The sequence below is a fragment of the Bradyrhizobium sp. USDA 4538 genome, from assembly GCF_024171045.1.
Taxonomy (GTDB): domain Bacteria; phylum Pseudomonadota; class Alphaproteobacteria; order Rhizobiales; family Xanthobacteraceae; genus Bradyrhizobium; species Bradyrhizobium australafricanum.
This window is the reverse complement of record NZ_JALJZE010000001.1, coordinates 8,720,580-8,747,276: the sequence shown is the minus strand read 5'-3', so window position 1 is coordinate 8,747,276 and position 26,697 is coordinate 8,720,580. Positions and strand designations below refer to the sequence as shown.

Annotated in this window: 20 protein-coding genes and 1 tRNA gene; 16 read left to right on the top strand and 5 right to left on the bottom strand. The window is 64.6% G+C overall.

Annotated features, from left to right (window positions below; all coding sequences use genetic code 11):
- Positions 1-78 precede the first annotated feature (78 nt).
- The gene (locus J2R78_RS40375) at positions 79-1,827 is read right to left on the bottom strand and encodes an ATP-binding protein (RefSeq protein WP_253609153.1); all 1,749 of its coding nucleotides are present in this window, start codon (positions 1,825-1,827) and stop codon (positions 79-81) included.
- 398 nt (positions 1,828-2,225) lie between these two features.
- Between J2R78_RS40375 and J2R78_RS40370 the strand changes: the two genes are divergently transcribed.
- The 8 genes from J2R78_RS40370 (at position 2,226) to ggt (ending at position 11,828) form a co-directional block, all read left to right on the top strand.
- Positions 2,226-4,118: an EAL domain-containing protein gene (locus J2R78_RS40370; RefSeq protein ID WP_309145032.1), complete on the top strand. Its 1,893-nt coding sequence runs from the start codon at positions 2,226-2,228 to the stop codon at positions 4,116-4,118.
- 181 nt (positions 4,119-4,299) lie between these two features.
- Positions 4,300-5,256 (top strand): catechol 2,3-dioxygenase, encoded by a 957-nt coding sequence (locus tag J2R78_RS40365; protein WP_253609152.1) that lies wholly within the window; start codon positions 4,300-4,302, stop codon positions 5,254-5,256.
- A gap of 157 nt (positions 5,257-5,413) precedes the next feature.
- Complete coding sequence (locus tag J2R78_RS40360) at positions 5,414-5,884, top strand: DUF1801 domain-containing protein (protein ID WP_253609151.1); 471 nt, start codon at positions 5,414-5,416, stop codon at positions 5,882-5,884.
- A gap of 221 nt (positions 5,885-6,105) precedes the next feature.
- Positions 6,106-7,383: a sulfite dehydrogenase gene (gene soxC, locus J2R78_RS40355; protein WP_253609150.1), complete on the top strand. Its 1,278-nt coding sequence runs from the start codon at positions 6,106-6,108 to the stop codon at positions 7,381-7,383.
- Between the two features lie 34 nt (positions 7,384-7,417).
- Positions 7,418-7,915 carry a c-type cytochrome gene (locus tag J2R78_RS40350; protein WP_253610035.1) on the top strand — a complete coding sequence of 166 codons (498 nt, stop codon included), beginning with the start codon at positions 7,418-7,420 and terminating at the stop codon, positions 7,913-7,915.
- A gap of 137 nt (positions 7,916-8,052) precedes the next feature.
- Positions 8,053-8,361, top strand: a complete 309-nt coding sequence (locus tag J2R78_RS40345; protein WP_253609149.1) for a BA14K family protein — start codon at positions 8,053-8,055, stop codon at positions 8,359-8,361.
- 134 nt (positions 8,362-8,495) lie between these two features.
- A complete protein-coding gene (locus tag J2R78_RS40340; protein ID WP_253609148.1) occupies positions 8,496-10,007 on the top strand; it encodes an amino acid permease in 1,512 nt (503 codons plus the stop codon).
- An 84-nt stretch (positions 10,008-10,091) separates the two neighbouring features.
- Positions 10,092-11,828: a gamma-glutamyltransferase gene (gene ggt, locus J2R78_RS40335; protein ID WP_253609147.1), complete on the top strand. Its 1,737-nt coding sequence runs from the start codon at positions 10,092-10,094 to the stop codon at positions 11,826-11,828.
- A gap of 122 nt (positions 11,829-11,950) precedes the next feature.
- On the opposite strand, the gene J2R78_RS40330 is transcribed toward ggt, so the two are convergent.
- On the bottom strand, positions 11,951-12,379 hold the full coding sequence (locus J2R78_RS40330; RefSeq protein WP_253609146.1) for a hypothetical protein: 429 nt from the start codon (positions 12,377-12,379) through the stop codon (positions 11,951-11,953).
- A 466-nt stretch (positions 12,380-12,845) separates the two neighbouring features.
- Here J2R78_RS40330 and J2R78_RS40325 point away from each other — a divergent pair, with 466 nt between their 5' ends.
- The 3 genes from J2R78_RS40325 (at position 12,846) to J2R78_RS40315 (ending at position 16,164) form a co-directional block, all read left to right on the top strand.
- Positions 12,846-15,326 (top strand): penicillin-binding protein 1A, encoded by a 2,481-nt coding sequence (locus J2R78_RS40325; RefSeq protein ID WP_253609145.1) that lies wholly within the window; start codon positions 12,846-12,848, stop codon positions 15,324-15,326.
- A gap of 181 nt (positions 15,327-15,507) precedes the next feature.
- Positions 15,508-15,581 (top strand) — tRNA-Gln (locus tag J2R78_RS40320).
- A gap of 175 nt (positions 15,582-15,756) precedes the next feature.
- Positions 15,757-16,164: a GNAT family N-acetyltransferase gene (locus tag J2R78_RS40315; protein ID WP_018271115.1), complete on the top strand. Its 408-nt coding sequence runs from the start codon at positions 15,757-15,759 to the stop codon at positions 16,162-16,164.
- 10 nt (positions 16,165-16,174) lie between these two features.
- On the opposite strand, the gene J2R78_RS40310 is transcribed toward J2R78_RS40315, so the two are convergent.
- From J2R78_RS40310 to J2R78_RS40300, 3 genes are read right to left on the bottom strand one after another with little or no spacing between them, the layout of a single operon-like run.
- Complete coding sequence (locus J2R78_RS40310) at positions 16,175-16,729, bottom strand: invasion associated locus B family protein (RefSeq protein WP_253609144.1); 555 nt, start codon at positions 16,727-16,729, stop codon at positions 16,175-16,177.
- Positions 16,730-16,786: 57 nt separating this feature from the next.
- Entirely contained in the window at positions 16,787-19,939 is a 3,153-nt protein-coding gene (locus J2R78_RS40305) for an efflux RND transporter permease subunit (RefSeq protein WP_092085529.1), read from the bottom strand.
- Positions 19,936-21,105: an efflux RND transporter periplasmic adaptor subunit gene (locus J2R78_RS40300; RefSeq protein WP_253609143.1), complete on the bottom strand. Its 1,170-nt coding sequence runs from the start codon at positions 21,103-21,105 to the stop codon at positions 19,936-19,938. Before J2R78_RS40300 ends, J2R78_RS40305 begins: the two co-directional genes overlap by 4 nt.
- A gap of 182 nt (positions 21,106-21,287) precedes the next feature.
- Between J2R78_RS40300 and J2R78_RS40295 the strand changes: the two genes are divergently transcribed.
- The 5 genes from J2R78_RS40295 to exbB all read left to right on the top strand — a co-directional run bounded on the left by J2R78_RS40295 (position 21,288) and on the right by exbB (position 26,697).
- Positions 21,288-21,749, top strand: coding sequence for a MarR family winged helix-turn-helix transcriptional regulator (locus tag J2R78_RS40295; RefSeq protein WP_016841339.1), 462 nt, complete (start codon positions 21,288-21,290; stop codon positions 21,747-21,749).
- Between the two features lie 121 nt (positions 21,750-21,870).
- Positions 21,871-22,110 (top strand): hypothetical protein, encoded by a 240-nt coding sequence (locus J2R78_RS40290; protein WP_028344615.1) that lies wholly within the window; start codon positions 21,871-21,873, stop codon positions 22,108-22,110.
- 259 nt (positions 22,111-22,369) lie between these two features.
- Positions 22,370-24,937 (top strand): TonB-dependent siderophore receptor, encoded by a 2,568-nt coding sequence (locus tag J2R78_RS40285; protein WP_253609142.1) that lies wholly within the window; start codon positions 22,370-22,372, stop codon positions 24,935-24,937.
- A gap of 20 nt (positions 24,938-24,957) precedes the next feature.
- Entirely contained in the window at positions 24,958-25,647 is a 690-nt protein-coding gene (locus J2R78_RS40280; RefSeq protein ID WP_253609141.1) for a Fe2+-dependent dioxygenase, read from the top strand.
- Between the two features lie 3 nt (positions 25,648-25,650).
- The gene (exbB, locus tag J2R78_RS40275) at positions 25,651-26,697 is read left to right on the top strand and encodes a tonB-system energizer ExbB (RefSeq protein ID WP_253609140.1); all 1,047 of its coding nucleotides are present in this window, start codon (positions 25,651-25,653) and stop codon (positions 26,695-26,697) included.

Sequence of the window (26,697 nt, the reverse complement as noted above, 5' to 3'; positions counted from 1 at the left end):
CCTGGATGCGGCGTCACGCGAGACCATAGTGGATGACGCCTTGGGCGCAAGGCGCATCGGCGCCTTGGCGGAATTCGGCTAACGCAGCGGCCTCTTCAGCAGCGAGAAGCGGTCCGGATCGAGGCCGAGCGAGGGCTGCAGCATCGGCGCCTCGGCCGGCGCCATGCTGCGCGCCGGCGCCGCAGAGTTGAAGTTGGCGTCGCTGCTCGGGCTATCGCGATGCGAGGTGGCGCCGCGCCAGCGCTCCAGCACGGCGCTGACGAAATGCATGTCATGGCCGGCGGTGACCGACGGTACCGTGGCGATGGTGGCCTCGCCGCGCGGCAGCTGGTGCGGCGGCACCTCCTTGAAGCGCAGCCGGGTCGGCAGCGCCACGCCTTCGCCGAACGCCAGCACCTCGCGGGTGCCGAGCGAGGGCACGAAGGACAGCAGGTTGGCGGCGGCGTCCGAGACGGCGGAGCGCAGCAGCGCCTGGTCGCGGTCGTTGGCGAGGCGCATCGTGAACAGCGTGTTGCACTGAGAGATGATGGTCGCGTCGAGCTCGGCCGGACGCTGGGTGATCAGGCCGAGATAGACGCCGTATTTGCGGCCTTCCTTGGCGATGCGCGACACCGCCTTGCGGGTCGGCCCGAAGCCGATATTGCGGTCGGCCGAGGCGTAGCGGTGCGCTTCCTCGCAGACGAACAGCATCGGCGAGACGCCGTCGCTCCACAGCCCGAAATCGAACGCCATGCGGCACAGCACCGACACCACGGAGTCGACGACTTCGGCGGGGAAGCCGGCGAGCTGCATGATCGTCATCGGCTTGCCGTTGGCGGGCAGGCGGAACAGATGGCTGATCACCTCGGCCATGGTATCGCCGCCGACATTGGCATTGTCGAACATGAAGGCGTAGCGCGGATCGTTGCGCACCGCGTCGATGCGCGAGATCAGCTTGTGATAGATGATGCGCGAGGAGCGGTTCTCCAGCTTGCCCATGCGCTCGTCGATCAGCGAGATCAGGTCGACCAGACGATAGGGCACCGGCGTATCGACGGTGTAGCCGACCTGCTTGGGGTCAATGCGCTTCAGCCCGAGACCGACCCGGTCGGAGTTCTGGTACTGGGTGTAGATGCCCTTCGCCATCGGGATCACTTCGGCGAGAATGTCGAGCTCCTCGGGCACGCCGGGCCGGCCGCCGAACAGCACGTCGACGATCTCTTCGAAGTTGAACAGCCAGAACGGCAGCTTCAGGTTCCGCGGGTTGAGCACCTGCGCGCGCTCGCCGAAGCAGCGGCCGTATTCGTTGTGCACGTCGAGCAGGAAGATGCGCAGGTTCGGCCGCGACTTCAGGATCTCGTTGAGCAGCAGCGACACGCCGGTCGACTTGCCGACGCCGGTCGAGCCGAGCACCGCGAAGTGCTTGGACAGCATCTCCTCGACGTCGACATAGGCGATGACAGAACGATCCTGCTGCAGCGTGCCGACATTGATCTGGTCCGAGCCGCTCGGCGCATAGACCGTGCGCAGCTCCTGGTTCGTGATCAGATCGGTGCTGTCGCCGATGGTCGGATAGTGGGTGACACCGCGCTGGAATTTCGGGCGGTCGCCGCCCAGGATCTCGCCCAGCAGGTCGACCGAGGCGGTCGCCATGTATTCGTCGGACGCCGGCAGGTTCTCGCACGTCACTTCGGTGATCATGGCGACGATGACCGAGCTCGCGCAGCGGATACTGACGAACCGGCCGACGGTCGCTCGCATCTCTGAAAGTTGCATCTGGCCGCCCGCCAGCAGCCCAACCCGGGCCTGCGAGCCGCGCACAGAGATCACACGTCCGAAGGGTGTCACAGTTCCAGCCTGGCTCGTTCTCAAAATCTAAATGTCCGGACCAATATGCCCGCCCGGGATTGGAAAAACCGTTAAATCGCCGGGGTTCCGCATCGGCTAAATCTACACCTTCCCGGTGACGATTTGTTTCTGTCGTACCGGGAGATTATGCGCTGTCGCGCGCATCGGCGGTGGAATCGTCGCTTTCCGGCACAGCCGCGTTTGTTTCCCGGTTTTTCCGTTAAGGCGGGATTCACCATCTCTGAGGAGTGCATCGGCAGCTCCGTAGGTTTACGGGGCAATGGGCGCGATTTGTCATACGCTGTCGCCCGGTATCGCGTAACCGATTGCTAACTGCGAGTTGTAACGACCTTTCCATTTGTGCTGCGTAACGATGCCGCGCCCTGGGAGAGATCAGCGTGCGCATCGAACACCGCAATTCATCGTCAGGAAATGCCGATGCTGGCTCGACCAAGGGGCTGGCGTTCTGTGCCGGCCTGTTGGTCGGCAGCCTGCTCGGAAGCGCGACCGCGCAATGGAGTGAGCGCGAAGGCCTGCTGATGGCGGCATTCGCGATCATGGCCGTGATCGTCTTCCTGTTGCTCAAGCGGCACGAAATCTCCGACGAGCGGCTCGCCACCGAACGTCGCAATCTCATAACCGCCGTGAACAACATTCCGCAGGGCCTCGTGCTCTACGATGCATCGGCGCGCATCATCATCTGCAACCGCCCCTACATCGAGATGTTCGGGCTTTCGCCCGACGTCGCCAAGCCCGGCTGCACGATGCACCGGCTGATTGCGCATAGACAGGAGACGGGCTCGTTCGACGGCGATGTCGACGACTTCTGCGACGCCATCATCGGCAACGTGAAGCTTGGCCGCGCCACGCGTCAGCTGACGCAGGCGCCGGGCGGGCGCGCGATCGAGATCGTCAACAAGCCGCTGCCGGAAGGCGGCTGGGTGGCGACCATCCAGGATGTCACCGAGCGTGCGCGCACCGAGAACAAGATCGCCCACATGGCGCACTATGATGCGCTGACCGACCTGCCGAACCGCGTGCTGTTCCGCGAACGCCTGGAGCGGGCGCTGAAGGCGATCCGGCCGGATCAGCAGCTCGCGGTCATGTATATCGACATCGACGAGTTCAAGGCCGTCAACGACGCGCTCGGCCATCAGATCGGCGACGAATTGCTCAGGGCGATCGCCGACCGCCTGCGCGGCTGCGTTGGGGACACCGACGTCGCGGCGCGGCTCGGCGGCGACGAGTTTGCCGTGATCCAGACCGCCGTCCGCGATCAGACCGAGACCATGCAGCTCCTCGCTGCGATCTATCAGGCGATCCGCCGGCCGATCGACTGCAGCGGGCATCTGATCACCACCGATGCCAGCATCGGCATCGCCGTTGCGCCCGCCGACGGCCTCGACATCGATCAATTGCTGCGCAATGCCGACCTCGCGCTCTACGGAGCCAAGAGCGACGGCCGCCGCACCTACCGGTTCTTCGAGACCGGCATGGATGCACGCGCCAAGGCGCGGCGCAGCCTCGAGCTCGAGCTGCGCCAGGCGATCGCCGACGGCAGCTTCGAGCTGCACTATCAGCCGCTGCTCCATCTCGAGGAGGGCCAGGTCAGTTGCTGCGAGGCGCTGGTGCGCTGGCGTCATCCCGAACGCGGCACCATCTCGCCGGCGGATTTCATCCCGATCGCCGAGGACACCGGCCTGATCAACGATCTCGGTCACTGGGTGCTCAACACCGCGTGCCGCGAGGCGATGAACTGGCCGGAGCATGTTCATGTCGCGGTCAACGTGTCTCCGATCCAGTTCAAGAGCCAGACGCTGGCACTCAACGTCGCCGCCGCGCTCGCCGCGACAGGTCTGGCACCTTCGCGGCTCGAGCTCGAGATCACCGAGGCGGTGCTGATCCGCGACGACGAGGCTGCGCTCGATATCCTGCATCAGCTGCGCGAACTCGGCGTCCGTATCGCGCTCGACGATTTCGGCACCGGCTATTCCTCGCTGAGCTATCTGCAGCGCTTCCCCTTCGACAAGATCAAGATCGATCGCGCCTTCATCAAGGATCTCGCCGGGACCGGCGCGTCGTCCACGATCGTCCAGGCCGTCGTCAACATCGCCGCTGCCAGCGACATGACCACGACCGCGGAGGGCGTCGAGACCGAGCAGCAGCGCAACCTGCTGCGCATCCTCGGCTGCACCGAGATGCAGGGCTATCTGTTCAGCCGGCCGGTGTCATCGGCTGAAATCCGCAAGCTCCTGTCGTCGGATCACGAGAAGGCTGTCTCGGTCGCCTGACGCCTGCCTTGACCGCTTTCACGAGGTGATTCCGGCCACGGAATGCCCTGCGAGCGCAATTGCCGTCGCCAGTAATTTGTTGACGGGACCTAATCATTTGTACACTAGTACAAATCGGCGCGCCGCTCACCTGTCCAACCGCAAGTCGTCGATCCGGCGTCGTCGCGGAGGGAGACCGTCCATGCAGCCGGAACCGATCTTCGATCTCGCGCATCTCGGGCACATGGAGCTTTTGACGCCGAAGCCGGACGAGAGCCTGAAATTCTTTGTCGACGTCATGGGCATGACCGTCAGCGGCCGCAAGGGCGAGTCGGTCTATCTGCGCGGCTGGGACGATTACGAGCGCTATTCGCTGAAGCTGACGGCGTCGAAGACTTCGGGGATGGAGCACATGGCGCTGCGGGCGCGCAGCCCGCAGGCGCTCGAACGCCGCGTTACCGCGCTGAAGGGCTCGGGCTTCGATATCGGCTGGATCGACGGTGACATGGGGCAGGGGCCGGCATTCCGCTGCCGCGATCCCGACGGCCATGTCATCGAGCTCTATTACGAGACCGAGTGGTACGAGGCGCCGGCCGAGCTGAAGCCCGCGCTGAAAAACCAGGCGCAGCGCTTTCCGGCGCGCGGCGTCAATGTCCGCCGGCTTGACCATCTCAATTGCCTTGCGGTCGACATCAAGGCCAACCGTCTGTTCTTCGAAGACTACCTCGGCTGCCGCACCACCGAGCAGATCGTGCTCAACGACGGCACGGAAGCCGCGATGTGGATGACGATGTCGAACAAGAGCTACGACTTCGCCTATACGCGCGACCATTACGGCAAGCCCGGCCGGTTTCACCATGTTACCTACGCGCTCGACAGCCGCGAGGAGATCCTGCGGGCCGCGGATATTTTTCTCGAGCACGGGGTGCATATCGAGACCGGGCCGCACAAGCACGCGATCCAGCAGACCTTCTTCCTCTATGTCTATGAACCCGGCGGCAACCGCGTCGAGGTCGCCAACGCCGGCGCACGCCTGATCCTCGCGCCGGACTGGAAGCCGATCGTGTGGACCGAGGAAGAGCGCAGGAAGGGACAGGCGTGGGGGTTGAAGACGATCGAGTCGTTTCACACCCACGGCACCCCGCCCGTGATCGACTAGATGCGAGACCGCCGCACGAAGGCCGCCCGAGCGCGTCGATACGCCGCCGCGAACACCCGCGGTCGCTGACGACAGCGCCGACGCGCAACCGATATGATCCGGTTCGCGGCGGCGGACGCTGCGCCGCGCGAAATTTGAACCGGTGAGAGCGGGCACAATGGCTGGCAAGACGCGAAAGACGTCGGCGAAGGGGGCGAAAAAGAGCGCCGCGAAGCGTGGCTCTGCAAAGCCGCGTCTGCTCGCGGGCAGCAATCCGCAGATCGCAAAAGGCTATGGCGATGCTCCGGTGCAAGCCTATATCGCCGCGATGCCCGGGTGGAAGCGCGACGTCGGGCGCAAGCTTGACGCGCTCATCGTGCGTGCCGTCCCCGGCGTGCACAAGGCGGTGAAGTGGAACTCGCCGCTCTACGGCATGGAAGGCGACGGCTGGTTCCTCGGCATCCATGTCTTCACGCGCTACGTCAAGGTGGCTTTCTTTCGCGGTGCGTCGCTGCATCCGGTGCCGCCGGGCGAGTCCAAGCAGCAGCACACGCGCTATCTCGACATTCACGAGAACGACGAGCTCGACGAAGCCCAGTTCACCGCGTGGGTGAAGCAAGCCAGTCAATTGCCCGGCGAACGGATGTGAGTGGCAACGCAGGTCAGGACCGGTAAGCAGCGGCCACGACGCGCTGTCGATGCAGCTCTGCGCGATAGAGCATTGCCTCGCCTCAGCCCTTTGGTGTTAGGCTGCACCAAAGCCCGATGAATCGCCATCGCGCTTTGGATTGTTGTCCTGGCATGATCTTTTCGGAAAACCGCTTCGCACTTTTCCGGATCATGCTCTGGTAACGTCAGAGGAAAACGTCGATGAGCGAACACACGACGGACAAGCGCGTGCGAGAGGCGTCTCGCAGGCGATTCCTTCAGGCCGGCGCAGCACTGGCCGGTGGCTCCGCCATATCGGGAGTTGCCGGTTCTACCGCGCTTGCCGAACAGGGGAATAATCTTCCGCCCAATGTGCCGGAATGGATGAAAGCGCCCGGCGACCCGATGGGAAGCCAGCCCTATGGCACGCCGTCGGTTCACGAGAAGGCTGTCGTCAAGAACATCTCGAAGACGCTGCCGCAATACATCTCCGCTTCGGGCCGCACGCCGCTGCAGGAGCTCGACGGCATCATCACGCCGAACGGTTTGTTCTACGAACGCCACCATGGCGGCGTGCCGACCATCGACCCGGCCGAGCACCGGCTGGTGCTGCATGGCATGGTCGATCGCCCGCTGGTGTTCACGATGGAGGACATCCGCCGCTTTCCGTCGCAGTCGCGCATCCACTTCCTCGAGTGCTCCGGCAATCCGGTCTACACCAAGCCGTACGGCAAGACGGCCTCCGACCTCGTCGGCCTGCTGAGCTGTGCGGAATGGACCGGCGTGCCGCTCAAGACGGTGCTGGACGAGGCGGGCCTGCAGGCGGGTGCCAAATGGATCGTGGCCGAAGGCGCCGACGCGGCGGCGTTGACGCGCTCGATTCCGATCGAGAAATGCCTCGACGACGCCATGCTGGTCTACAGCCAGAATGGCGAGCGGCTGCGCCCGCAGCAGGGCTATCCGCTGCGCCTGTTGCTGCCCGGCTTCGAGGGCAACATGAACGTGAAGTGGCTGCGCCGGCTCAAGGTCGTCGCCGAGCCGGCCTATTCGCGCGAGGAGACCTCGAAATACACCGATCCGATGCCCGACGGCACGTCGCGCGAATTCACCTTCTATATGGAAGCCAAGTCGATCATCACGCGGCCGTCCGGCGGGCAGAAGCTGACCGCGCAGGGCTTTCACGAGATTACCGGCATCGCCTGGAGCGGTCACGGCAAGGTCAAGAGCGTCGAGGTCTCGCTCGACGAGGGCAAGAGCTGGCAGCAGGCCGAATTGCAGGAGCCGGTGTTGACGCGCGCGCTCACGCGTTTCCGCTTGCCCTGGCATTGGGACGGCAAACCCGCCGTGATCCAGAGCCGCGCCGTCGACGAGACCGGATACGTCCAGCCGACGCTGGCGGAATTGGTCAAGGTGCGCGGTCTCAACTCGTTCTACCACAACAACGCGATCTGGCCCTGGCGCATCGATGCGAATGGTGAGGTGACCAATGGCCAGGCGTAAGCTCAAGGCGGCGTTCCTCGTGAGTGCGATCGCGATGCTCGCGACTGCCGGGCAGGCCGAGGATCGCTTTGGCATCGGGCGTGCGGCAACGCCTGTCGAGATCGGCGGCTGGAACATCGATATCGGCCGTGACGGCTCCAACCTGCCGCCGGGCAACGGCAGCGTCGAGCGCGGCCGCACGGTGTTCAGCGAGCAATGCGCGGCGTGCCACGGCGACAACGGGCAGGGCGGCGTCGGCGACCGCCTGGTCGGCGGACAGGGCACGCTGGCGAGTCTCAAGCCGATCCGCACCGTCGGCAGCTATTGGCCCTATGCGCCGACGCTGTTCGACTACATCCGCCGCGCGATGCCGCAGAACGCGCCGCAGTCGCTGAGCAATGAGGACGTCTACGCGGTTTCCGCCTACATCCTCAGCCTGAACGGCATCGTGCCGGCCAATGCGGTGCTCGACGCCAAGTCGCTCGCCGCCGTCAAGATGCCGAACCGCGACGGCTTCGTCTCCGATCCGCGGCCGGACGTGCACAACCACTGAGCGGCAGGCACGGCCGGCTGGCTCGCAGCATCGTGACGTCGTGGCCCCTGTGCCTGGAGGATTGCCGTCCCTATCTCCGTTTGGGGGCGGCTCGGCCGTCATCCGGCACACGTTTATTGATCGATAGGAGAGGCCGCATGACCAGGTCATGGGCAGTCGCAGCCGCTGTGCTGCTCGTGGGAATGACGTTTACGCCGGTCGCGGCCCAGATGTCGGAGCCGGCATATTTCGACGCGCAAAATCCCGGGCGCAGCGCGATCAACGGCGGCGCCCTGACGCCATGGGGCGAGGCCCAGGAGGCCGCGCAGCGCGGCAGCAATCCGGCGAACGCCTACGGCGCCATGTCCGCGGCGGAGCCATCTTCCGCCTGCGCGCGTTACCGTTCATTCGATCCGGCGTCCGGTACCTTCCTTGGCCGCGACGGCCGCCGCCATCCCTGCCGATAAGGCCCTGTACCGCGCTTGGCGGTGGATAAGGGCGCCGGCATTCGCCCGGCGCCCGAACGACTGGACGTTAGGCGCGTTATAGTCCGCCGATCGTGTCGGGTCCCGCCGGACCCGAGCGGCGGAGGACACCCGGCGTGACAGATGCTCTGGCCGGTTTCTGGGACCGAAAGTCGACCTCGGACCTGTTGCGGGAGGCGGCGCGGGCCGATGGCGACGCGGAGACGCCGATCTTCAGGCGGTCGCTGTCGGCGTTGCAACTGGTCACGCTCGGTATCGGCGGCATCATCGGCGCCGGCATCTTCGTGCTGACGGGCCACGCGGCCGCCGCCAATGCCGGTCCCGCGGTCACGCTCTCCTTCATGATTGGTGCGGTGGCCTGCGCCTTCGCCGGCCTGTGCTACGCCGAGATGTCGTCGACGGTGCCGATCTGCGGCAGCGCCTACACCTATGCCTATGCCACGCTCGGCGAACTGATCGCCTGGATCATCGGCTGGGATCTGATCCTCGAATACGCGGTCGGCGCGATCGCGGTCTCGGTCGGGTGGTCCGGCTATTTCGTCAGTCTGATGCGCGATTTTGGCGTCGACCTGCCGCCGCAATTCACCTCGGCGCCGCTCGCCTACGACGTCAACACCGGCGCGTGGTCGTCGACCGGTGCGGTCATCAACATCCCGTCGATGGCGATCATCGCCTTCGTGACCACGCTGCTGGTGGTCGGCATTCGCGAGTCCGCGCGCTTCACCAGCTTCGTCGTCGTGGTCAAGCTCGTCGTGATCGCGCTGTTTCTCGCCACCGCGGCTTCCTCGGTGACGCTGGCGAACTGGGTGACGGCGAGCAACCCGGAGGGCGCGCTGATCCCGCCGAATGCCGGTCCTGGCGTGTTCGGCTGGTCCGGCGTGGTCCGCGGCGCGGCGGTGGTGTTCTTCGCCTATATCGGCTTCGACGCGATCTCGACCGCGGCGCAGGAAGCGAAGACGCCGGAGCGCGACATGCCGATCGGCATTCTCGGCTCGCTCGTGATCTGCGCCGCGCTCTATGTCGCGGTCGGATTCGTGCTGACCGGCATCGTGCCCTATGACCGGCTCAGCGTGCCCGATCCGATCGCGGTCGGCATCGATGCGATCGGTATCGGCTGGCTCGGTCCGTTCATCAAGCTCGGCATCCTGTTCGGATTGACATCGGTGATCCTCATCATGCTGCTGGCGCAACCGCGGATCTTTCGCGCCATGGCGCATGACGGATTGCTGCCGGGCTTTGCCGCTAAGATCCATCCGCGCTTCCAGACCCCCTATGTCTCGACCATCTTCGCCGGCACCGTGGCCGCTCTTCTCGGTGGGCTGTTGCCGATCGGGCTGGTCGGCGAACTGGTCTCGATCGGCACGCTGTTCGCGTTCACGGTGGTCTCGATCGGCACGCTGGTGCTGCGCGTGCGCGATCCGGAATTGCCGCGTCCGTTCAAGGCGCCGGCGATCTGGCTGGTGGCCCCCGCCGCCGCTGCAACCTCGCTGTTCCTGATGTTCGGCCTGCCGCTCGACACTTGGATCAGGCTCGCGGTGTGGCTAATGATCGGGCTTGTGATCTATGCGGCCTATGGCAGACGGCACAGCCGGCTGCGGGCAGGCGGCGGGGACCGCGCGGGCCTATAGTGCGCGCGCGTGCGGCCTGCTAGATGTACGCGTTGAGATAGCACCGCAAGCCGCGACAGGCCGGCATTCCCCGGGGAGACTTCCATGCAAAATCCAACGGCAGGCGCGCGATGGATGGTCGCCGCGCTCGTCTCGATCAGCATCGCGTCGGCTGCGCCCGGTCGCGCAGCCTCGGTTGCGCCGGCCGCTGCCGAGAACGGCATGGTGGTCTCCGCGCAGCATCTCGCGACCCAGGTCGGCGTCGAGGTGTTGAAGCGGGGCGGCAATGCGGTCGATGCGGCGGTCGCCGTTGGTTACGCGCTTGCGGTGGCCTATCCCGCCGCCGGCAATCTCGGTGGCGGCGGGTTCATGACCATCCAGTTCGCCGATGGCCGCAAGACCTTCCTGGATTTCCGCGAGACCGCGCCGAAAGGCGCCACAGCCGACATGTATCTCGACAAGGACGGCAACGTTATCCCCGGCCTTTCGACCAAGGGGCATCTCGCTGTCGGCGTACCGGGCTCGGTGGCCGGGATGGAGTATGCGCGCGAGAAATACGGCACAATGAAGCGCGCTGACGTCATCGCGCCGGCGCTGCAACTGGCGGAGGATGGTTTTGTGCTCGACCAGGGCGACGTCAGCATGCTGCAGACCTCGACCAAGGACTTTCAGGACGATCCGGCCTCGGCCGCGATCTTCCTCAACAACGGCAAGCCGTTCCAGGTCGGCGAACGGCTGACGCAGCATGAGCTCGCCGAGACGCTGCGCGAGATCAGCAAGCGCGGCAGTGATGGCTTCTACAAGGGCTGGGTTGGTGCTGCGATCGTCGCCGCGAGCCAGGCCGGCAAGGGACTGCTGACGCAGGAGGATCTAGACAACTACAGGGTTCGCGAGCTGGCGCCGGTCGAATGTGACTATCGCGGTTACCACGTGGTCTCGGCGCCGCCGCCCAGTTCGGGCGGTGTGGTGATCTGCGAGATGCTCAACATCCTCGAGGGCTATCCGCTGAAGGAGCTCGGCTACCACTCGGCGCAAGCGGTGCACTACCAGATCGAGGCGATGCGCCACGCTTACGTCGATCGCAACAGCTATCTCGGCGATCCGGACTTCGTGAAAAATCCGCTCGAGCGCCTACTCGACAAGACCTACGCCGCGAAGATCCGTGCCGCGATCGACCCGGCCAAGGCCGGTGTGTCCAGGGACATCAAGCCCGGCGTTCCGCCGCATGAGGGCAGCAACACCACGCACTATTCGATTGCCGACAAGGACGGCAACGCGGTGTCGGTCACCTACACGCTGAACGACTGGTTCGGTGCCAAGGTGACGGCGGCCAGGACCGGCGTGCTGCTGAACGACGAGATGGACGACTTCACCGCCAAGGTCGGCGTGCCGAACCTGTATGGGCTGGTGCAGGGGGAGGCCAACGCGATCGTCCCCGGCAAGCGTCCGCTGTCCTCGATGAGCCCGACCATCGTCTCCAAGGACGGCAAGCCGGTCATCGTGATGGGCACCCCGGGCGGCAGCCGCATCATCACCGCCGTGCTGCTGACGATGATCAACGCCATCGACTACGGCATGAACGCGCAGGAGGCCGTGGACATGCCGCGCTTCCACCAGCAGTGGCTCCCCGAGGCGACCAACCTCGAGGACTACACGCTGTCGCCGGATACGCGGAAGATCCTGGAGGGCATGGGCCACAAATTCGGCCCGCCGCATCCGGCCAACCACCTCGCGGTGATTATCATCGGCGCGCCGTCGCTGGGCGGCAAGCCGGTCGGCAGCAACCGCTTCTATGGCGCGAACGACCCGCGCCGCAATTCGGGGCTCGCCGCGGGCTATTGATGGTGACGGCTAGCTAGCGACAATCCGTAGCCCGGATGAGCGAAGCGACATCCGGGTCTTGTTGAGCTCCCGCATGTCGCTCCGCTCGTGCGGGCTGCCGCTCCAATTGATCCGTGCTGCGGTCAGGCGACGGCGGTCGACCTGCCGTCCTTTTGCCCGCTGGTCAGCAGCAGGCGCCGGCGGATCGCGTCTTCGATCAGAGCCAGGGATTGCTTGGCTTCGCGCGCCTCGGCTTCGGCGGCCTGGGCGCGGAATTCGGCCGCATCGAGTTGCTCCTGTTGGGACTCGATGCGCCGTCGGGCTTCCTCAAGCGCCCGCGACGCATCCCTCAATTTGCGCTCGGTGGCGGCAATGATTTCGAGCTGCGCCTGTTCGGCGGCCTCGGCGCGCGCTTCGCCGGCGCGAGCCCTGTCCTCGATGCTGCGGAACAAATCCGCCGCCTGGTAGACGAGGTCCAAGGCTTCTGTGCCCATGGCCGATGCGGGTGGTCTTGGAAATCCAAGAACGTTAGGGTCGGCCGTAAATGGCCGTTTAAATCCGCGCAGTGCCATCCAAATCAGCCCGTCGCGAGTCGGTGTATGCCAACAACTTGCGGTAGTTATAGTTAACAAATCCTTAATGTGATTGGCGCGCCGGCGCTGTCCACCGGTTTCTGATGTCGCAGCACCCAAATCGTCGGCCGGATCGGGGAATCGATCCGTCCGGCCCGCGCTTTTCTTTCGGAACGTGCTCTCCGCGCAAGCGTATCGAGACCGCAGCGCTATCAGGCGCGGTGCGCGAAGCGCGCAGCGCTACAGCGGAGATCGATGCAGCCTCCGCGGGGCGCTGCTAGTCGGCGAGGTCTGCCGATTTGGCTGCGGGCGCGAGCCGGGCTCTATGGCATAAGTTTGACGCCTGGCTTGCTTTAATTCTCCGGTGTTGAATTGCAGGTCCATGGAGCGACCGATATACCGGGCGGCCTAAGTGGCACGCAGCGCGCTCAGAACGAGCGACGTATTCGCCACGGAAATCTGGTCGATGAAATTTCTGTTGCGGTTCTTCGGGTTCCTGTTCACCGCAGGCACCATCCTGTTCCTGGCTGGTCTGGCCGCGGTCGCAGGGCTGTTCTGGCATTTCTCCAAGGACCTGCCCGAGTATTCGCAGCTCCAGAACTACGAGCCGCCGGTGATGACCCGCGTGCACGCGGCCGACGGCTCGCTGCTCGGCGAATACGCCAAGGAGCGCAGGCTTTATCTGCCGATCCAGGCAGTGCCGAAGCTCGTGATCAACGCGTTCCTCGCCGCCGAGGACAAGAATTTCTACGAGCATGGCGGCGTCGACTACACCGGCATGGCGCGCGCCGGTGTCGCCTACATCCAGAACTTCGGTTCCAACCGGCGGCCGCAGGGCGCCTCGACAATCACCCAGCAGGTCGCCAAGAACTTCCTTCTGACCAACGAGGTGTCGTTCACCCGCAAGATCAAGGAAGCCTTGCTGGCGATGCGAATCGAGCGGGCTTACTCCAAGGACAAGATCCTCGAGCTCTATCTCAACGAAATCTATCTCGGCCTTGGCGCCTACGGCATCGCGGCGGCCTCGCTGGTGTATTTCGACAAGTCCGTCAATGAGCTGACGGTCGCGGAAGCGGCCTATCTGGCGGCGCTGCCGAAAATGCCGGCCAGCCTGCATCCGGTGCGCAACCGCGCGCGCGCCGTCGAGCGCCGCAACTACGTGATCGACCGCCTCCAGGAGAACGGCTGGATCACCGCGGCCGACGCCGACAAGGCGCGCAAGGAGCCGCTGACCGTCACCAACCGCAGCAATGGCGCGCACACCTTCGCCGGCGAATACTTCTCGGAAGAAGTCCGCCGCGACATCTTCGAGCGCTATGGCGAGAAGAAGCTCTATGAGGGCGGCCTGTCGGTGCGCACCACGCTCGATCCCAAGATCCAGGTGATGGCGCGCAAGGCCATGGTGGCTGGGCTCGTGAACTATGACGAGCAGCAGGGCTATCGCGGTGCGATCCAGAAGCTCGACCTGACCAGTGACTGGGGCGTGCCGCTCGCCGAGATCAAGTCGCTGTCCGACATCTCGCCGTGGCGGATGGCGGTGGTGCTGGAGAGCAACGACCAGTCGGCGCGGATCGGATTCCAGCCGGGCCGCGAGCTCGGCGGCGCCATCAGCAAGCAGCGCGAGACCGGCATCATCACGATGGACGGCGTGCGCTGGGCCAAGAGCAAGGGCAAGACGCCGACATCGGTGGCGCAGGTGCTGCAGCCCGGCGACGTGATCTACGCCGACCCGCTCTTCAGCAAGGACGGCCAGCGCATCGAAGGCCAGTACCGGCTGCGCCAGATCCCCGAACTGTCGGGTGCGATGGTGGCGATGGATCCGCACACCGGCCGCGTGCTGGCGATGGTCGGCGGCTTCTCGTTCGACCAGAGCCAGTTCAACCGCGCGACGCAGGCCTATCGGCAGCCCGGCTCGACCTTCAAGCCGATCGTCTATTCGTCGGCGCTCGACAACGGCTACACCGGATCGACCATGATGATCGACGCCCCGATCGAGATCGACCAGGGGCAGGGCAACATCTGGCGGCCCGAAAACTTCTCGACCGGCAAGTATCAGGGCCAGGTGACGCTGCGCAACGCGCTGCGGCTCTCGCTCAACACGGTGACCGTGCGGCTGGCGCAGGAAATCGGCATGCCGCTGATCGGCGAATATGCAAAGCGCTTCGGCGTCTATGACGAGTTGCCGAACTATCTCGCCTACGCGCTCGGCGCCGGCGAAACCACGGTGATGCGGATGGCCACGGCCTATTCGATGATCGCCAATGGCGGCGTCCGCGTGAAGCCGACCTTGATCGACCGCATCCAGGACCGCTACGGCCACACCATCTTCAAGCACGATCAGCGCGAATGTCGCGGCTGCGACGCGCCGGAGGGCTGGAAGAACCAGCCGGAGCCGCAGCTCGTCGACCGCCGCGAGCGGGTGCTCGACGCGATGTCCGCCTACCAGATCACCTCGCTGATGGAGGGCGTGATTCAGGCCGGTACCGGCACCGCGCTGAAGGACGTCGGCAAGCCGCTCGCCGGCAAGACCGGCACCTCGAACGAGGCCAAGGATCTCTGGTTCGTCGGCTTCTCGCCGGACCTCGTGGTCGGTCTCTATGTCGGCTACGACAAGCCGCGCTCGCTCGGCCGCAACGCGCAGGCCGGCCACACCGCGGCGCCGATCGCGCGCGACTTCCTCAAGCTCGCGCTGGCCGACAAGCCCGCCACCCCGTTCAAGCAGCCGGTCGGCATCCGGCTGGTCCTGGTCGATGCCAAGACCGGCCAGCGCGCCGCGCCCGGTCAGAACAGGGGCGTGGTGCTCGAAGCCTTCAAGCCGGGCCAGGCGCCGCCGGTCAATGATCCCGGGATGGTCGCCGGTACCGATGTGATCGACGGCACCCAGCAGGGCATTTCGCCGGACGCCGATCGGGCCGTGATGCGGTCAGGGACGGGTGGGCTGTACTGAGGCTTGGTGGGCAGGCCTTCGGGCCGCGATTTTCACGCCCATTCCTCGCCAACAATGCTTGCCAAGCGTGGGACCAAGCGGGTAGAAGGTCGCACTCGCGCGGGCGCTGGTTTGGCAGGCGAACCCGCTGCACCGAGATGTCCAGTCATCCAGCTAAGCTATTGATACCACGGACGATTCTTGGGGAATGGTGTAACGGTAGCACAACAGACTCTGACTCTGTTTGTCTTGGTTCGAATCCAGGTTCCCCAGCCAATCCGCCTCGGTGGCGTGAATCAGCCTCTCAAATCCCGACGAGATTGCCGGCTGCAGCTGCCGACGGAGGTCCAGTCGTATGTGTGCCATCACGGCATGAGGGTGGATTGGTCCGGCGTAATCCACCATGGTCTCGCGCGTGTGGTCCGGCTCGTTGCACCAGAGGTTTAGGCTGATGGACGAAATTCTCTATGCCCGCGAAGCGTCGATCGGCGTCGATGAGTTCATCGAGGTGCTGCGGCAGTCGGGCCTCGGCGAGCGGCGACCGCTGGCGGATACCGACCGGATGGAGCGCATGATCGCCAATGCGAATCTGATCGTGACGGCGCGGAAGGCGGGCAAGTTGGTCGGCGTGTCGCGCGCGCTGACCGATTTCGCCTATTGCTGCTATTTGTCGGACCTTGCGGTCGATCGCGGGTACCAGGGACATGGCATCGGCAAGCGTTTGATCGCGGAAACGCGGCGCCTCGCCGGACCTGAATCGATGTGCCTGCTGTTGTCGGCGCCGGACTCGATTGGGTTCTACAAGACCATCGGCATGCCGCAGCCGGACAACGCGTTCCTCTACAAGCGGGAGCGATAACTGCGCGGCGTTACTTGATCTTGTCGTAGACCGTCGCGAAATCGGCGAGCGGCATCGGGATGGAGATGGTTTCCTTGCCGAGATTCTGGAACGACACCTTCAGCTGCTTGCCCGATTTCAGCTGGGTCAGGACATCGGCGGCGATCGGCGTATTGATGTAGCAGCCGCGCGCCTCGCAAGTCTGGATCGGCACGTCGACGGCCTTGCCGTCGTCGACCTGCAGCTTGGCGCCGACAGGCAGGTTCAATCCGAGTGGAAGCTGGATCAGCGCCACCGGCGTGCGGGTGTCGCCGGGAACGCGGATATTGACCAGCACGATGAGCTGGCCGGTCTTGGTGAGCACCGCGGTCTGTTCCATCGCGCATTCGAGCGGAGCGTCGCGGCTCGCACTGGTACAGCGCGCGACCCAGCCGGAGTTGTTGGGGGCTGCTGTATCACCCTGAGGAGCCGCGGGCGCAGCTGCCGGAGTGGGCGCGTTCTTGCTCTTGGCCGTCTGGGCGTGGCCGGAGTGGGCTATGCCGAACACGGTGAACAGGACGAAGAGCGACTTTGCGACAATCTTCACGGTACCGGCTCCGAAATGGACATCTTTCGGATGTGCCGGGATGCCGGCAAAGTCAAGTCACTCGGCGGCCTCCTTGACCGATCCATGCTCGCTGTCGTCAGCGTCGTGGTCGGCGGGCGGCGAGCGGCCCCAGTTGGCAAACGCGTTGGAGAGCCTGTCGAGATAGAGATAGACGACCGGCGTCGTGAACAGCGTCAGCGCCTGGCTGACGATCAGGCCGCCGACCATGGCGTAGCCGAGCGGCTGGCGGATTTCCGAGCCGGTGCCGGTCCCTAGCATCAGCGGCACGCCGCCGAGCAAAGCGGCCATCGTCGTCATCATGATCGGGCGGAAGCGGAGCAGGGCGGCCTGGCGGATCGCCGCCACCGGCTCCATGTGCTGGTCGCGCTCGGCCGCGATCGCGAAGTCGACCATCATGATGCCGTTCTTCTTCACGATGCCGATCAACAGGATGATGCCGATCAGCGCGATCAGCGAGAAGTCGAAGCCGGCCGCCATCAGGATCGCGAGCGCGCCGACGCCGGCCGACGGCAGCGTCGACAGAATCGTGATCGGGTGGATGTAGCTCTCATAGAGAATGCCGAGGATCAGGTAGACGACCACGAGCGCCGCGAGGATCAACAGCGGGACGGTCGACAGCGATTGCTGGAACGCCTGCGCGGTACCCTGGAAGCTCGAGCTCAGTGTCGGCGGCGCGCCAAGGTCGACCATCGCCTTCTGCACCGCTTCCGTCGCCTGGCCGAGCGCAACACCCTGCGCCAGGTTGAACGAGATGGTGATCGCCGGGAACTGGCCCTGGTGGCTGATCGAGAGCGGCCGTACCGGCACGCTGGTCCAGGTCGCGAAGGTCGAGATCGGCACCTGTTCGCCGGTCAGCGGAGACTTGATGTAGATCTTGTTCAGCGTGTCGATCGCGCCCTGGAGCTCCGGCAACACCTCGAGGATGACGTGGTAGCTGTTGAGCTGGGTGAAGTACTGCGTCACCTGGCGCTGGCCGAACGCGTCATAGAGCGTGTCGTCGATCAGCTGCGGCTGGATGCCATAGCGCGAGGCGGTGTCGCGGTTGATCTTCAATTCGAGCGTGGTGCCGTTGGTCTGCTGGTCGGTGGCGACGTCGCGCAGCTGCGGCAGCGTCTGCATCTTGCCGAGAATCTTCGGCGCCCATTCGTTCAATTCGGCGAGGTTGGCATCCTGCAGCGTGAATTCGAACTGGGTGCGGGTCGGGCGGCCGCCGAGGCGGACGTCCTGCGCCGCCTGCATGAACAGCCGGGCACCCTCGACCTTCTCCAGCTTCGGCCGCAGCCGGGCGATGACCTGCTGCGCGTTGGCGTCGCGATCCTTCAGCGGCTTCAGCGTGATGTACATCGCGCCGTTGTTGCCGGCGCGGCCGCTGCCGCCGATCGCCATCGCCACCGTCGCCACCGCGGGATCCTGCTGCACGATCTTGCCGAGTTCCTCCTGCTTCCGCTTCATGTCGGCGAAGGAGATGTCCTGGTTGGCTTCCGAGGTCGCGGTGATCAGGCCGACGTCCTGCTGCGGGAAGAAGCCCTTCGGGATGACGACGAACAGGTAGACTGACAGCGCCAGCGTCCCGAAGAAGATCATCAACGTCGTGAACTTCCAGCGCAAAGCGAGGTCGAGCACGCTCTGATAGCCGCGCAGCATGGCGTCGAAGCCGCGCTCGCTGAGCTGGTAGAACCGGCCGTGCTTCTCGTCATTGTGGGCGCGCAGGAAGCGCGAGGCCATCATCGGGGTCAGCGTCAGCGACACGAACATCGAGACGAAGATGGTCATCGCGAGCACGACCGCGAATTCGCGGAACAGGCGGCCGATGATGCCGCCCATCAGGAGCAGCGGGATCAGCACCGCGACCAGCGAGATGCTGATCGAAACGATGGTGAAGCCGATTTCCTGCGAGCCCTTGAAGGCGGCAGCCATCGGCTTCTCGCCCTCTTCGATGTAGCGGCTGATGTTCTCCAGCATCACGATGGCGTCGTCGACCACGAAGCCGACCGCGATCGTCAGCGCCATCAGCGACAGATTGTCGAGCGTGTAGCCGAACACCCACATCAGCGCGCAGGCGCCGAGCAGCGCCAATGGCACCGTGACCGTCGGGATCACGGTCGCCCAGAAACTGCGCAGGAAGACGAAGATCACCATCACGACCAGGAAAATGGTCAGCAGCAGGGTGAACTGGACGTCCTCGACCGCAGCGCGGATCGTGGTGGTGCGGTCGCTGATGACGTCGATCTTGATCGCCGGCGGGATCGCGGCGACCAGCCGGGGCAGCGTCGCCTTGATCTTGTCGACGGTGTCGATGACGTTGGCGCCGGGCTGCTTGAAGATGACGAGGAATACGCCGCGCTTGCCGTTGGCCCAGGCGGCCTGCTTGGCGTCCTCGGGCCCGGTGACGGCCTGGCCGATGTCACGGATCCGCAGCGGCCCGCCATTGCGGTAGGCGATGATGACGTCGTTCCACGGGCTCGCCGTCAGCAACTGGTCGTTGGCGTAGATGGTGTAGGCGCGGGTGGCGCCGTCGATATTGCCCTTCGGACTGTCGACGGTGGCGATGTTGATCGCGGCGCGGACGTCCTCCAGCGACAGGCCCTTGGCGACGAGCTTGGCGGGGTCGATCTGGACGCGAACCGACGGCTTCTGCTGGCCGCCGATGATGACCTGCGCAACGCCCGAGATCTGGCTGATCTGCTGCGCCAGCTGGGCGTCGACGGCATCGCTGACCGTCGTCAGCGGCAGCGTGTCCGATGTCGCCGACAGCAGCATGATCGGCGAGTCCGCCGGGTTGACCTTGCGGTAGGTCGGCGGCGAGGGAAGGGTTTTCGGCAACTGGCCGCTGGCCGCGTTGATGGCGGCCTGCACGTCGTTGGCGGCGCCGTCGATGCTGCGGTTGAGGTCGAACTGGATGGTGACCGCCGCCGTGCCGAGATAGCTGGTCGAGGTCATCTGCGCGATGCCGGGGATCTGCGCGAACTGGCGTTCCAGCGGCTGGGCGACCGATGTCGCCATCGTTTCCGGGCTGGCGCCGGGCAGGGTCGCGGTGATCTGGATGGTGGGGAAGTCGACCTGCGGCAGCGGCGCGACCGGCAGCAGGGGATAGGCGACGAGACCGACGAACAGGATGCCCGCCATCAGCAGCGAGGTGCCGATGGGGAAACGAATGAATGGTGCGGAAATTCCGGCGCCGACGCTCATTCCTGCGCAACCTTCGACTGGGACGGATCCGAGCTCGCCACCGCCGTTGTCACCAGGGTTCCCGGCGAGACCTTGTACTGGCCCGCGGTGATCACCTGCTGTCCCGGCGACAGGCCCTCGTCGATCACCGACTTGCCGTCGATCGACTGACTGACCTTGATCTTGCGAAGCTCGGCCTTGTTCTCCTGATTGACTGAATACGCGTAGAGGCCATCGGTGCCATGCTGCACCGCGTCATCCGGGACGACGGTGGCATCCTTCAAGGTTCTGACCAGAAGGCGGGTCGAGACCGACTGGCCCGGCCACAGCGCGTGGTCCTTGTTATCAAACACCGCCTTCAGCCGGACAGTCCCGCTTGACGTGTCGACCTGATTGTTGATCAGCGCCAGGGTTCCCGTGGATAGCACCCGCTTGCCGTCGGTGGTCAGGGCAATGGTCTTGGGCGGCGCCACGGCCAGCGCCGCCTTGATATCCGGCAGCTGGTCTTCCGGCGCGGTGAAGATCACCGTGATCGGCTCGATCTGGGTGATCGTGACAATGCCAGTCTGGGCCGAGGCATTGACGATGTTGCCGATATCGACCAGTCGCAGGCCGACAATGCCGTCGATCGGGGACTTGACGGTGGTGTAGTCCACCTGGGTCTGGGCGTTGAAGATGGCGGCCTCGTCAGCCGAGATCTGGGCGGTCAGCTGCGCCACCGTGGAGCGCTGGGTGTCGAGCTGCTGGCGTGTCGCGAACTCGCCGAGCCTGGTGGTGCGCTGCAGGTCGAGATTGGCGTTGGCGAGATTGGCTTCGTCCTGGGCCTTCTTGGCCTTGGCCTGGTCGAGCGTTGCCTGATAGGGCCGCGGATCGATCTCGACCAGCGTGTCCCCGGCCTTGACGAACTGGCCTTCCTTGAAAGCGATCCTGGTGATCTGGCCGTCGACCCGGGTGCGGACCTGGACGGTGTTGAATGCCTGCACGGTGCCGAGACCCGTGAGATAGACCGGGAAGTCGGCTTTCTCGACCGGCGAGATCTTGACCGGGACGGCCGGGCGTTGGGCGGAGCGCTTCTGGGCGGCTTCGATCGCCTGCTGGTTGCTCGTGTGTTTCTGCCAGCCGAAATAACCGGCGGCGCCGACCGCAGCGATCACTAAAACCCAACCGATGGTGCGTGACTTTGACATACGGACTCTTGGGTTCGACGTAACAATAAAGGCTGATCGAAACGGTTCACAGAGCTTGCGGATATAATATGCGTGCACTTAATGTGTAAACACACCAAGGCTTGAGAATCCTAAACATTTGGAAAGGTTTAGGTCAGAAACGAGCAGAAACAATTCGCCTGGGAAACGCACCGAGGACCCCTATGTCGCTCGATCTCAAACGCCAGTTTATCGCGCAGCTTGTCGAGAGTTCCCGGCTGCTGCGCAATTATATCGATCATCGCGCCAAGGCGCGAGGCACCACGCGTGCGCAATGGATCGTGCTCTTCCGCCTGCGCGAGCAGGAGGGACTTTCCCAGGTCGATCTCGCCGACGTCCTCGAATTGCAACCGATCTCGCTGGTGCGGCTGCTCGACCGCCTCGTCGAGCATGGCCTGCTCGAACGCCGGCCCGATCCCAGGGATCGCCGTGCCAATCGCCTGTTCCTGACCCGGAGCGGGCGTCGTCTCGTCGACGATCTCGACAGTTTGCGCGACGCGATCGCCGGCGACGTGTTGCGCGACGTCTCCGACAAGCACGTCGAAAGCGGCCTCGCCACGCTGCGCGAGGTCAAGGATCGCATCAAGGCGCTCGGCGAGGAGGCGGAGCGCATCGCTGCGAAATAGCGCATCTCATCGCGCGCAGATTCCTTCGCTCTATCCATTCACCCGTTGCAGCGTGCCGGTTGAATCGTCGCGGGATGTCGTTCATATCGCGCGGCAACGATGCGAGAGGACGAGGGCTGCGATGGATGAGTTGAACGGGCGCATGATGGCATGCCAGATCCTGGTCACCGGATTGATCGCGCGCGTCGCCAACGAGCAGCGGGATCCGCTGCGCTTTCTCACCGACTTCCGCGACGAGATCAAAGCGGTCGTCAACGGCGTCAACATCGCCGGCCTCGAGAACAGCGACCGCGTGCGGCAGGTCGCGCAGCGGACGATCGACGAGCTGTTTTCGCTGATGAAGCCGCCAAGCGCCGAGTAATCGCGTGGACGCATGGACAGCGCCCGCAAGCCGCGATCAATGACGGGCAGCTCTGATTTAGAACGATTATTAGAACGCTTAAAAGCTTTACTTTAGAACGATTTCAAACCGTAGATTAGAATCGCTTTGAATTGGGGCGATTCAAGCCGACTGTTGCGCTCACCGCATTGATAAAAAAGGTCACGCTCGATAACCGATGGAGACAGTTCGTCGCAGCTTCATTTCGCGAACGAGCTGATTTTTCTGGGGCGAGCAAGACATGAGCAATGTGAAGGCGCCGAGATCGCTGCGCTTCGATGCAGCGATCGGTTCGGCTGATGACACCGGTTATTCCGCCACGAAGGTCTCCGCAGTCGCGAGCCTAATCGCGGTGGCGTCGTTTTCGGGGGCCGAAGCGCAGCAATCCAACCTGCCGCCGGTGAATGTCGATGCCCCGGTCGCTCGCCCGCGGCCCGTGACGTCAAAGCCCACGTCGGACCAGGTCCGCGCCCGCAACGCGCTGCGCCGCGCCGCGCGCCGCAACAACCAGCAAGCACTGCAGGCGCCGGTGCCGTTTCCCAACGCCGGCGGTCTTCCCGCCGACCGCGATCCGTACGCGGATCCGGCCGCGCCGTACAAGGGCGACCGTTTGCAGTCGTCCGGGAAATATCCCGAGCCGATCCTGAACACGCCGAAATCGGTCACGGTGCTGACCAAGGACGTGCTCGAAGACAAGAACGCCACCTCGCTGAAGTCGGCGATCCTGTCGACGGCCGGCGTCACGCTCGGCACGGGCGAGGGCGGCAATGCCTTCGGCGACCGCTTCTTCATCCGCGGTTTCGATGCGCGCAACGACATCTTCATCGACGGCGTGCGCGACTCCGGCGTCAGCGTCCGCGAGAACTTCTTCACCGAGCAGGTCGAGATCCTGCGCGGCCCGGGCTCGTCCTTTGCCGGCCGCGGCACCACCGGCGGCGCGATCAACATCGTCACCAAGCAGGCGACGACGCAGAACAGCTTCTACAACATGGACACCACGTTCGGCACCGATCGCACCAAGCGCGTGACGCTCGACGTCAACCAGGTGATCAGCCCGACGCTGGCGATCCGCGCCGGCGGCCTGTTCCAGGATGCCGGCGTCGCCGGCCGCAGCTATGTCACCGACGACCGCAACGGCGCGTTCGTCGCCGGAACATGGAAGCCGGTTGATGCGGTGAAGATCACCGGCAACTACATCCACACTGAACTGACCGGACTCCCGGATTTCGGCGTGCCGTATTACCGGCCGAGCACCGCGAGCACGGCCGGCGGCCCGTTCCCGGATTTCGGCGTCAACCGCAACAATTGGTACGGCTTCGTCAACCGCGACTTCTTCAGGACCGGGCAGGACATCGGCACCATCAACGCCGAAGTGCAGATCACGCCGGACCTCGTGGTCAGCAACAAGATCCGGGAATCGCGTTCGACCCAGAACTACATCGGCACGCTGCCGGAAGCGCCGACGCTTGCCGCCGGCGCTCCGTTCACGGCGTATACGCTGAGCGCCAATCCGCAAAGCCGCTACCAGGTCACCGACGTGTTCGCCAACCAGACCGAGGCGACCTACAAATCGGTCGACGGCCTCGGCTTCAAGCACACGACGACGGCCGGCGTCGAATACGACAACGAGCGGTCCTCGATCGACAGATATCTCGGCCTGAGCTCGGAAATAACGACCGGCACATCGGCTTTCACGGGAAGCGGATCGCTCTCCGGCGTCAGCGTGTTCAATCCGCAATACACCAACATTCCGTTCCCGATTCCGTCGGGGTTGTCCGGGATGCCGACCAAGATCGGGATCGACACCACCAGCGGCTACATCATGGATACCGCGAACTATAATGACTTCGTGATCCTCAATGGCGGCATCCGCTACGACGACTACAAGATCAACACGTCAGGATATCTGACGTCGGGCAATAGGACCACATTCGGCAGTCAGTCGGCTGACTTCGGGATGCCGAACTTCAACCTCGGCCTTACCTTGAAGCCGCTGCCGAACGGCAGCGTCTATGCGGCCTATGCGACCTCGTCGAACCCTGTCGGCGCCGAGTTCGACGGTACCAGCACTGCGTATGGCGGCCTGTCTCCGGTGTTGAACGGCGGCAATACCCAGATTTTCGGGCCGGAAAAGAACAAGGCGATCGAAGTCGGCACCAAGTGGGAATTGTTCGATCGTCATCTGCTGGTGACGGCGGCGCTGTTCCAGACCGAGAAGGAAAATGCGCGCGAATCGCAGAACGTGAACAACGCAACCGCGGCCGCGGCGCTCGGCTGCTCCTATCCGACCGGGACGACCGGCAATATTTCCTGCATCACCGCGGGCGCGGCCTACCGCATCCGCGGCATCGATCTCGGTGTCGGCGGCAAGATCACCGACAAATGGAGCGTGTTCGGCGGTCTCGTGCTGATGCAGTCGGCAGTGACGAGGTCGCTGGCGCCGCCGGCCAACACCATCCTGTACTCCAGCAATGTCGGACTGCCGCTCGCCAACGTCGCGCACCAGTCGTTCAGCATGCTGACCAAGTATCAGCTCACCGACATGTGGGAGCTTGGCGGGCAGGCGGTGTATCGCTCGAAGGTCTATGGCGGCACGCTGCTGGCGGCCAACCAGGGTACCTCGATCCCGAGCTACTGGCGCTTCGACGCCTTTGCCGAAGCAAAGATCGACAAGCACTGGACGATGAAGCTGTTCGTCAACAACATCTTCGACAAGCGCTACTACGACGCGCTGTACCAGAGCGCGGCGCCGTTCGTGCTCGAAGCGCCGGGACGCGCCGCGTATCTGGTTGTTTCTGCGCGTTACTGACGGAGGCTTCGCGGCACGAGATGCTGATCTGTGTTCCCAACGTATTGAGCAAGGCTGATGTGGCGGACTTCCGCCGCATCATGGCGCAAGCCGAATGGGAGGACGGCCGCTCGACCGCCGGCGCCGCGTCCGCGATGGTCAAGCGCAACGAGCAGCTGCCGCCCGACAGCGAGGTCGGGCGGCAGCTCGGCAATCGCATTTTGTCGGCGCTGTCGGCGAGCCCGCGCTTCATCTCGGCGGCGATCCCGCTTAGAATCTTTCCACCCTTGTTCAACCGCTATGCCGCCAGCGACGGGCACCATTTCGGCCTGCACGTCGACAATGCGGTGCGCGGCGACAGGCTGACCGGCATGAGGATCCGCACCGACCTCTCGGTCACGCTGTTTTTATCGGAGCCGGAGGACTACGACGGCGGCGAGCTCGTCATCGAAGACCTCTACGGATCCCATGAAATCAAGCTGCCGGCGGGCGATCTCGTAGTTTATCCTGCTTCCAGTTTGCATCTGGTCACGCCGGTCACGCGGGGGACCCGGGTAGCGTCTTTTTTCTGGCTGCAGAGCATGGTACGGGATGCACACGCGCGCAGTCTGATCTTTGATCTCGATACCGCGATCCAGGCTCTGGTGGAGCGGCTGGGGCGCGATGACCCCGAAACGGTCAAATTGACCGGGATTTATCACAACCTGATCCGTCACTGGGCTGAAGTGTAACTGATGATGACATTCAAGTTCCCCGCTGCATCCGCCATGATCGCCTCGCTGGCGATGCTGATGCTGGCCGCGCCGTCTTCGGCGCAGCAGCAAACGGCGCCTGTAGCGCAGCCTGCTCCCGTGACCCGGCCTCAGCCCGCACCCGCGGCCCAGCCGGCGGCAGCCCAGCCTGCGGCGGCTGCCCAGGCCGCGCCGGTGGCCGCCCAGCCGGCACAAGCGGCGCCGCAGGCTCAGGCCGCGCCGGCCCCTGCGGTGGCGGCTCCGGCTCCGACGGCGAACGAGGCGTCCCTGGCTGCGCCCGCGAGCGGCGACAGCAAGTCGCTGAAGTCGACCTCGACCGGCCTGCACGAATTGTCGCCGTGGAATATGTTCTTGAACGCCGACATCATCGTGAAGGCGGTGATGCTCGGTCTCGCTTTCGCGTCGCTCGTGACCTGGACCGTATTCATCGCCAAGATGGTCGAGCTGACCGTGGCGCAGCGCAAGCTGCGCGGCGCGCTGGCCAAGATCGCTGAATCGCGCTCGCTGGCCGAAGCGCAGTTCGCGCTCGGTGCCAAGGGCAGCGTGCTGTCGTCATTCATCGCAGCTGCGATGCGGGAGGGGCGCCTGTCGGCGGGCATCTCGAGCGACAGCGGCATCAAGGAGCGCGCGGCGTCGAGCTTCGCCGAGATCGTGCGCGCCGAAGCCCGCAAGATCCGCATCGGCATGGGCCTGCTCGCGACCATCGGCGCGACGTCGCCCTTCGTCGGCCTGTTCGGCACCGTCTGGGGCATCATGAACAGCTTCATCGGCATTTCGAAGTCGCAGACGACCAACCTTGCCGTGGTGGCGCCGGGCATTGCGGAAGCGCTGCTCGCGACCGCGATCGGCCTCGTCGCGGCGATCCCCGCGGTCATCATCTACAACCATTTCTCGCGCGTCACGAAGGTCTATCTCGAGCTGGTCAACCGCGCCTCGGGTGCCGCAGGACGGCTGTTGTCGCGCGATCTCGACCGCACCCATGGCGACGTTCCGCGCAACGCGCATGCGCGCGCCGCGGCGGCGGAGTAG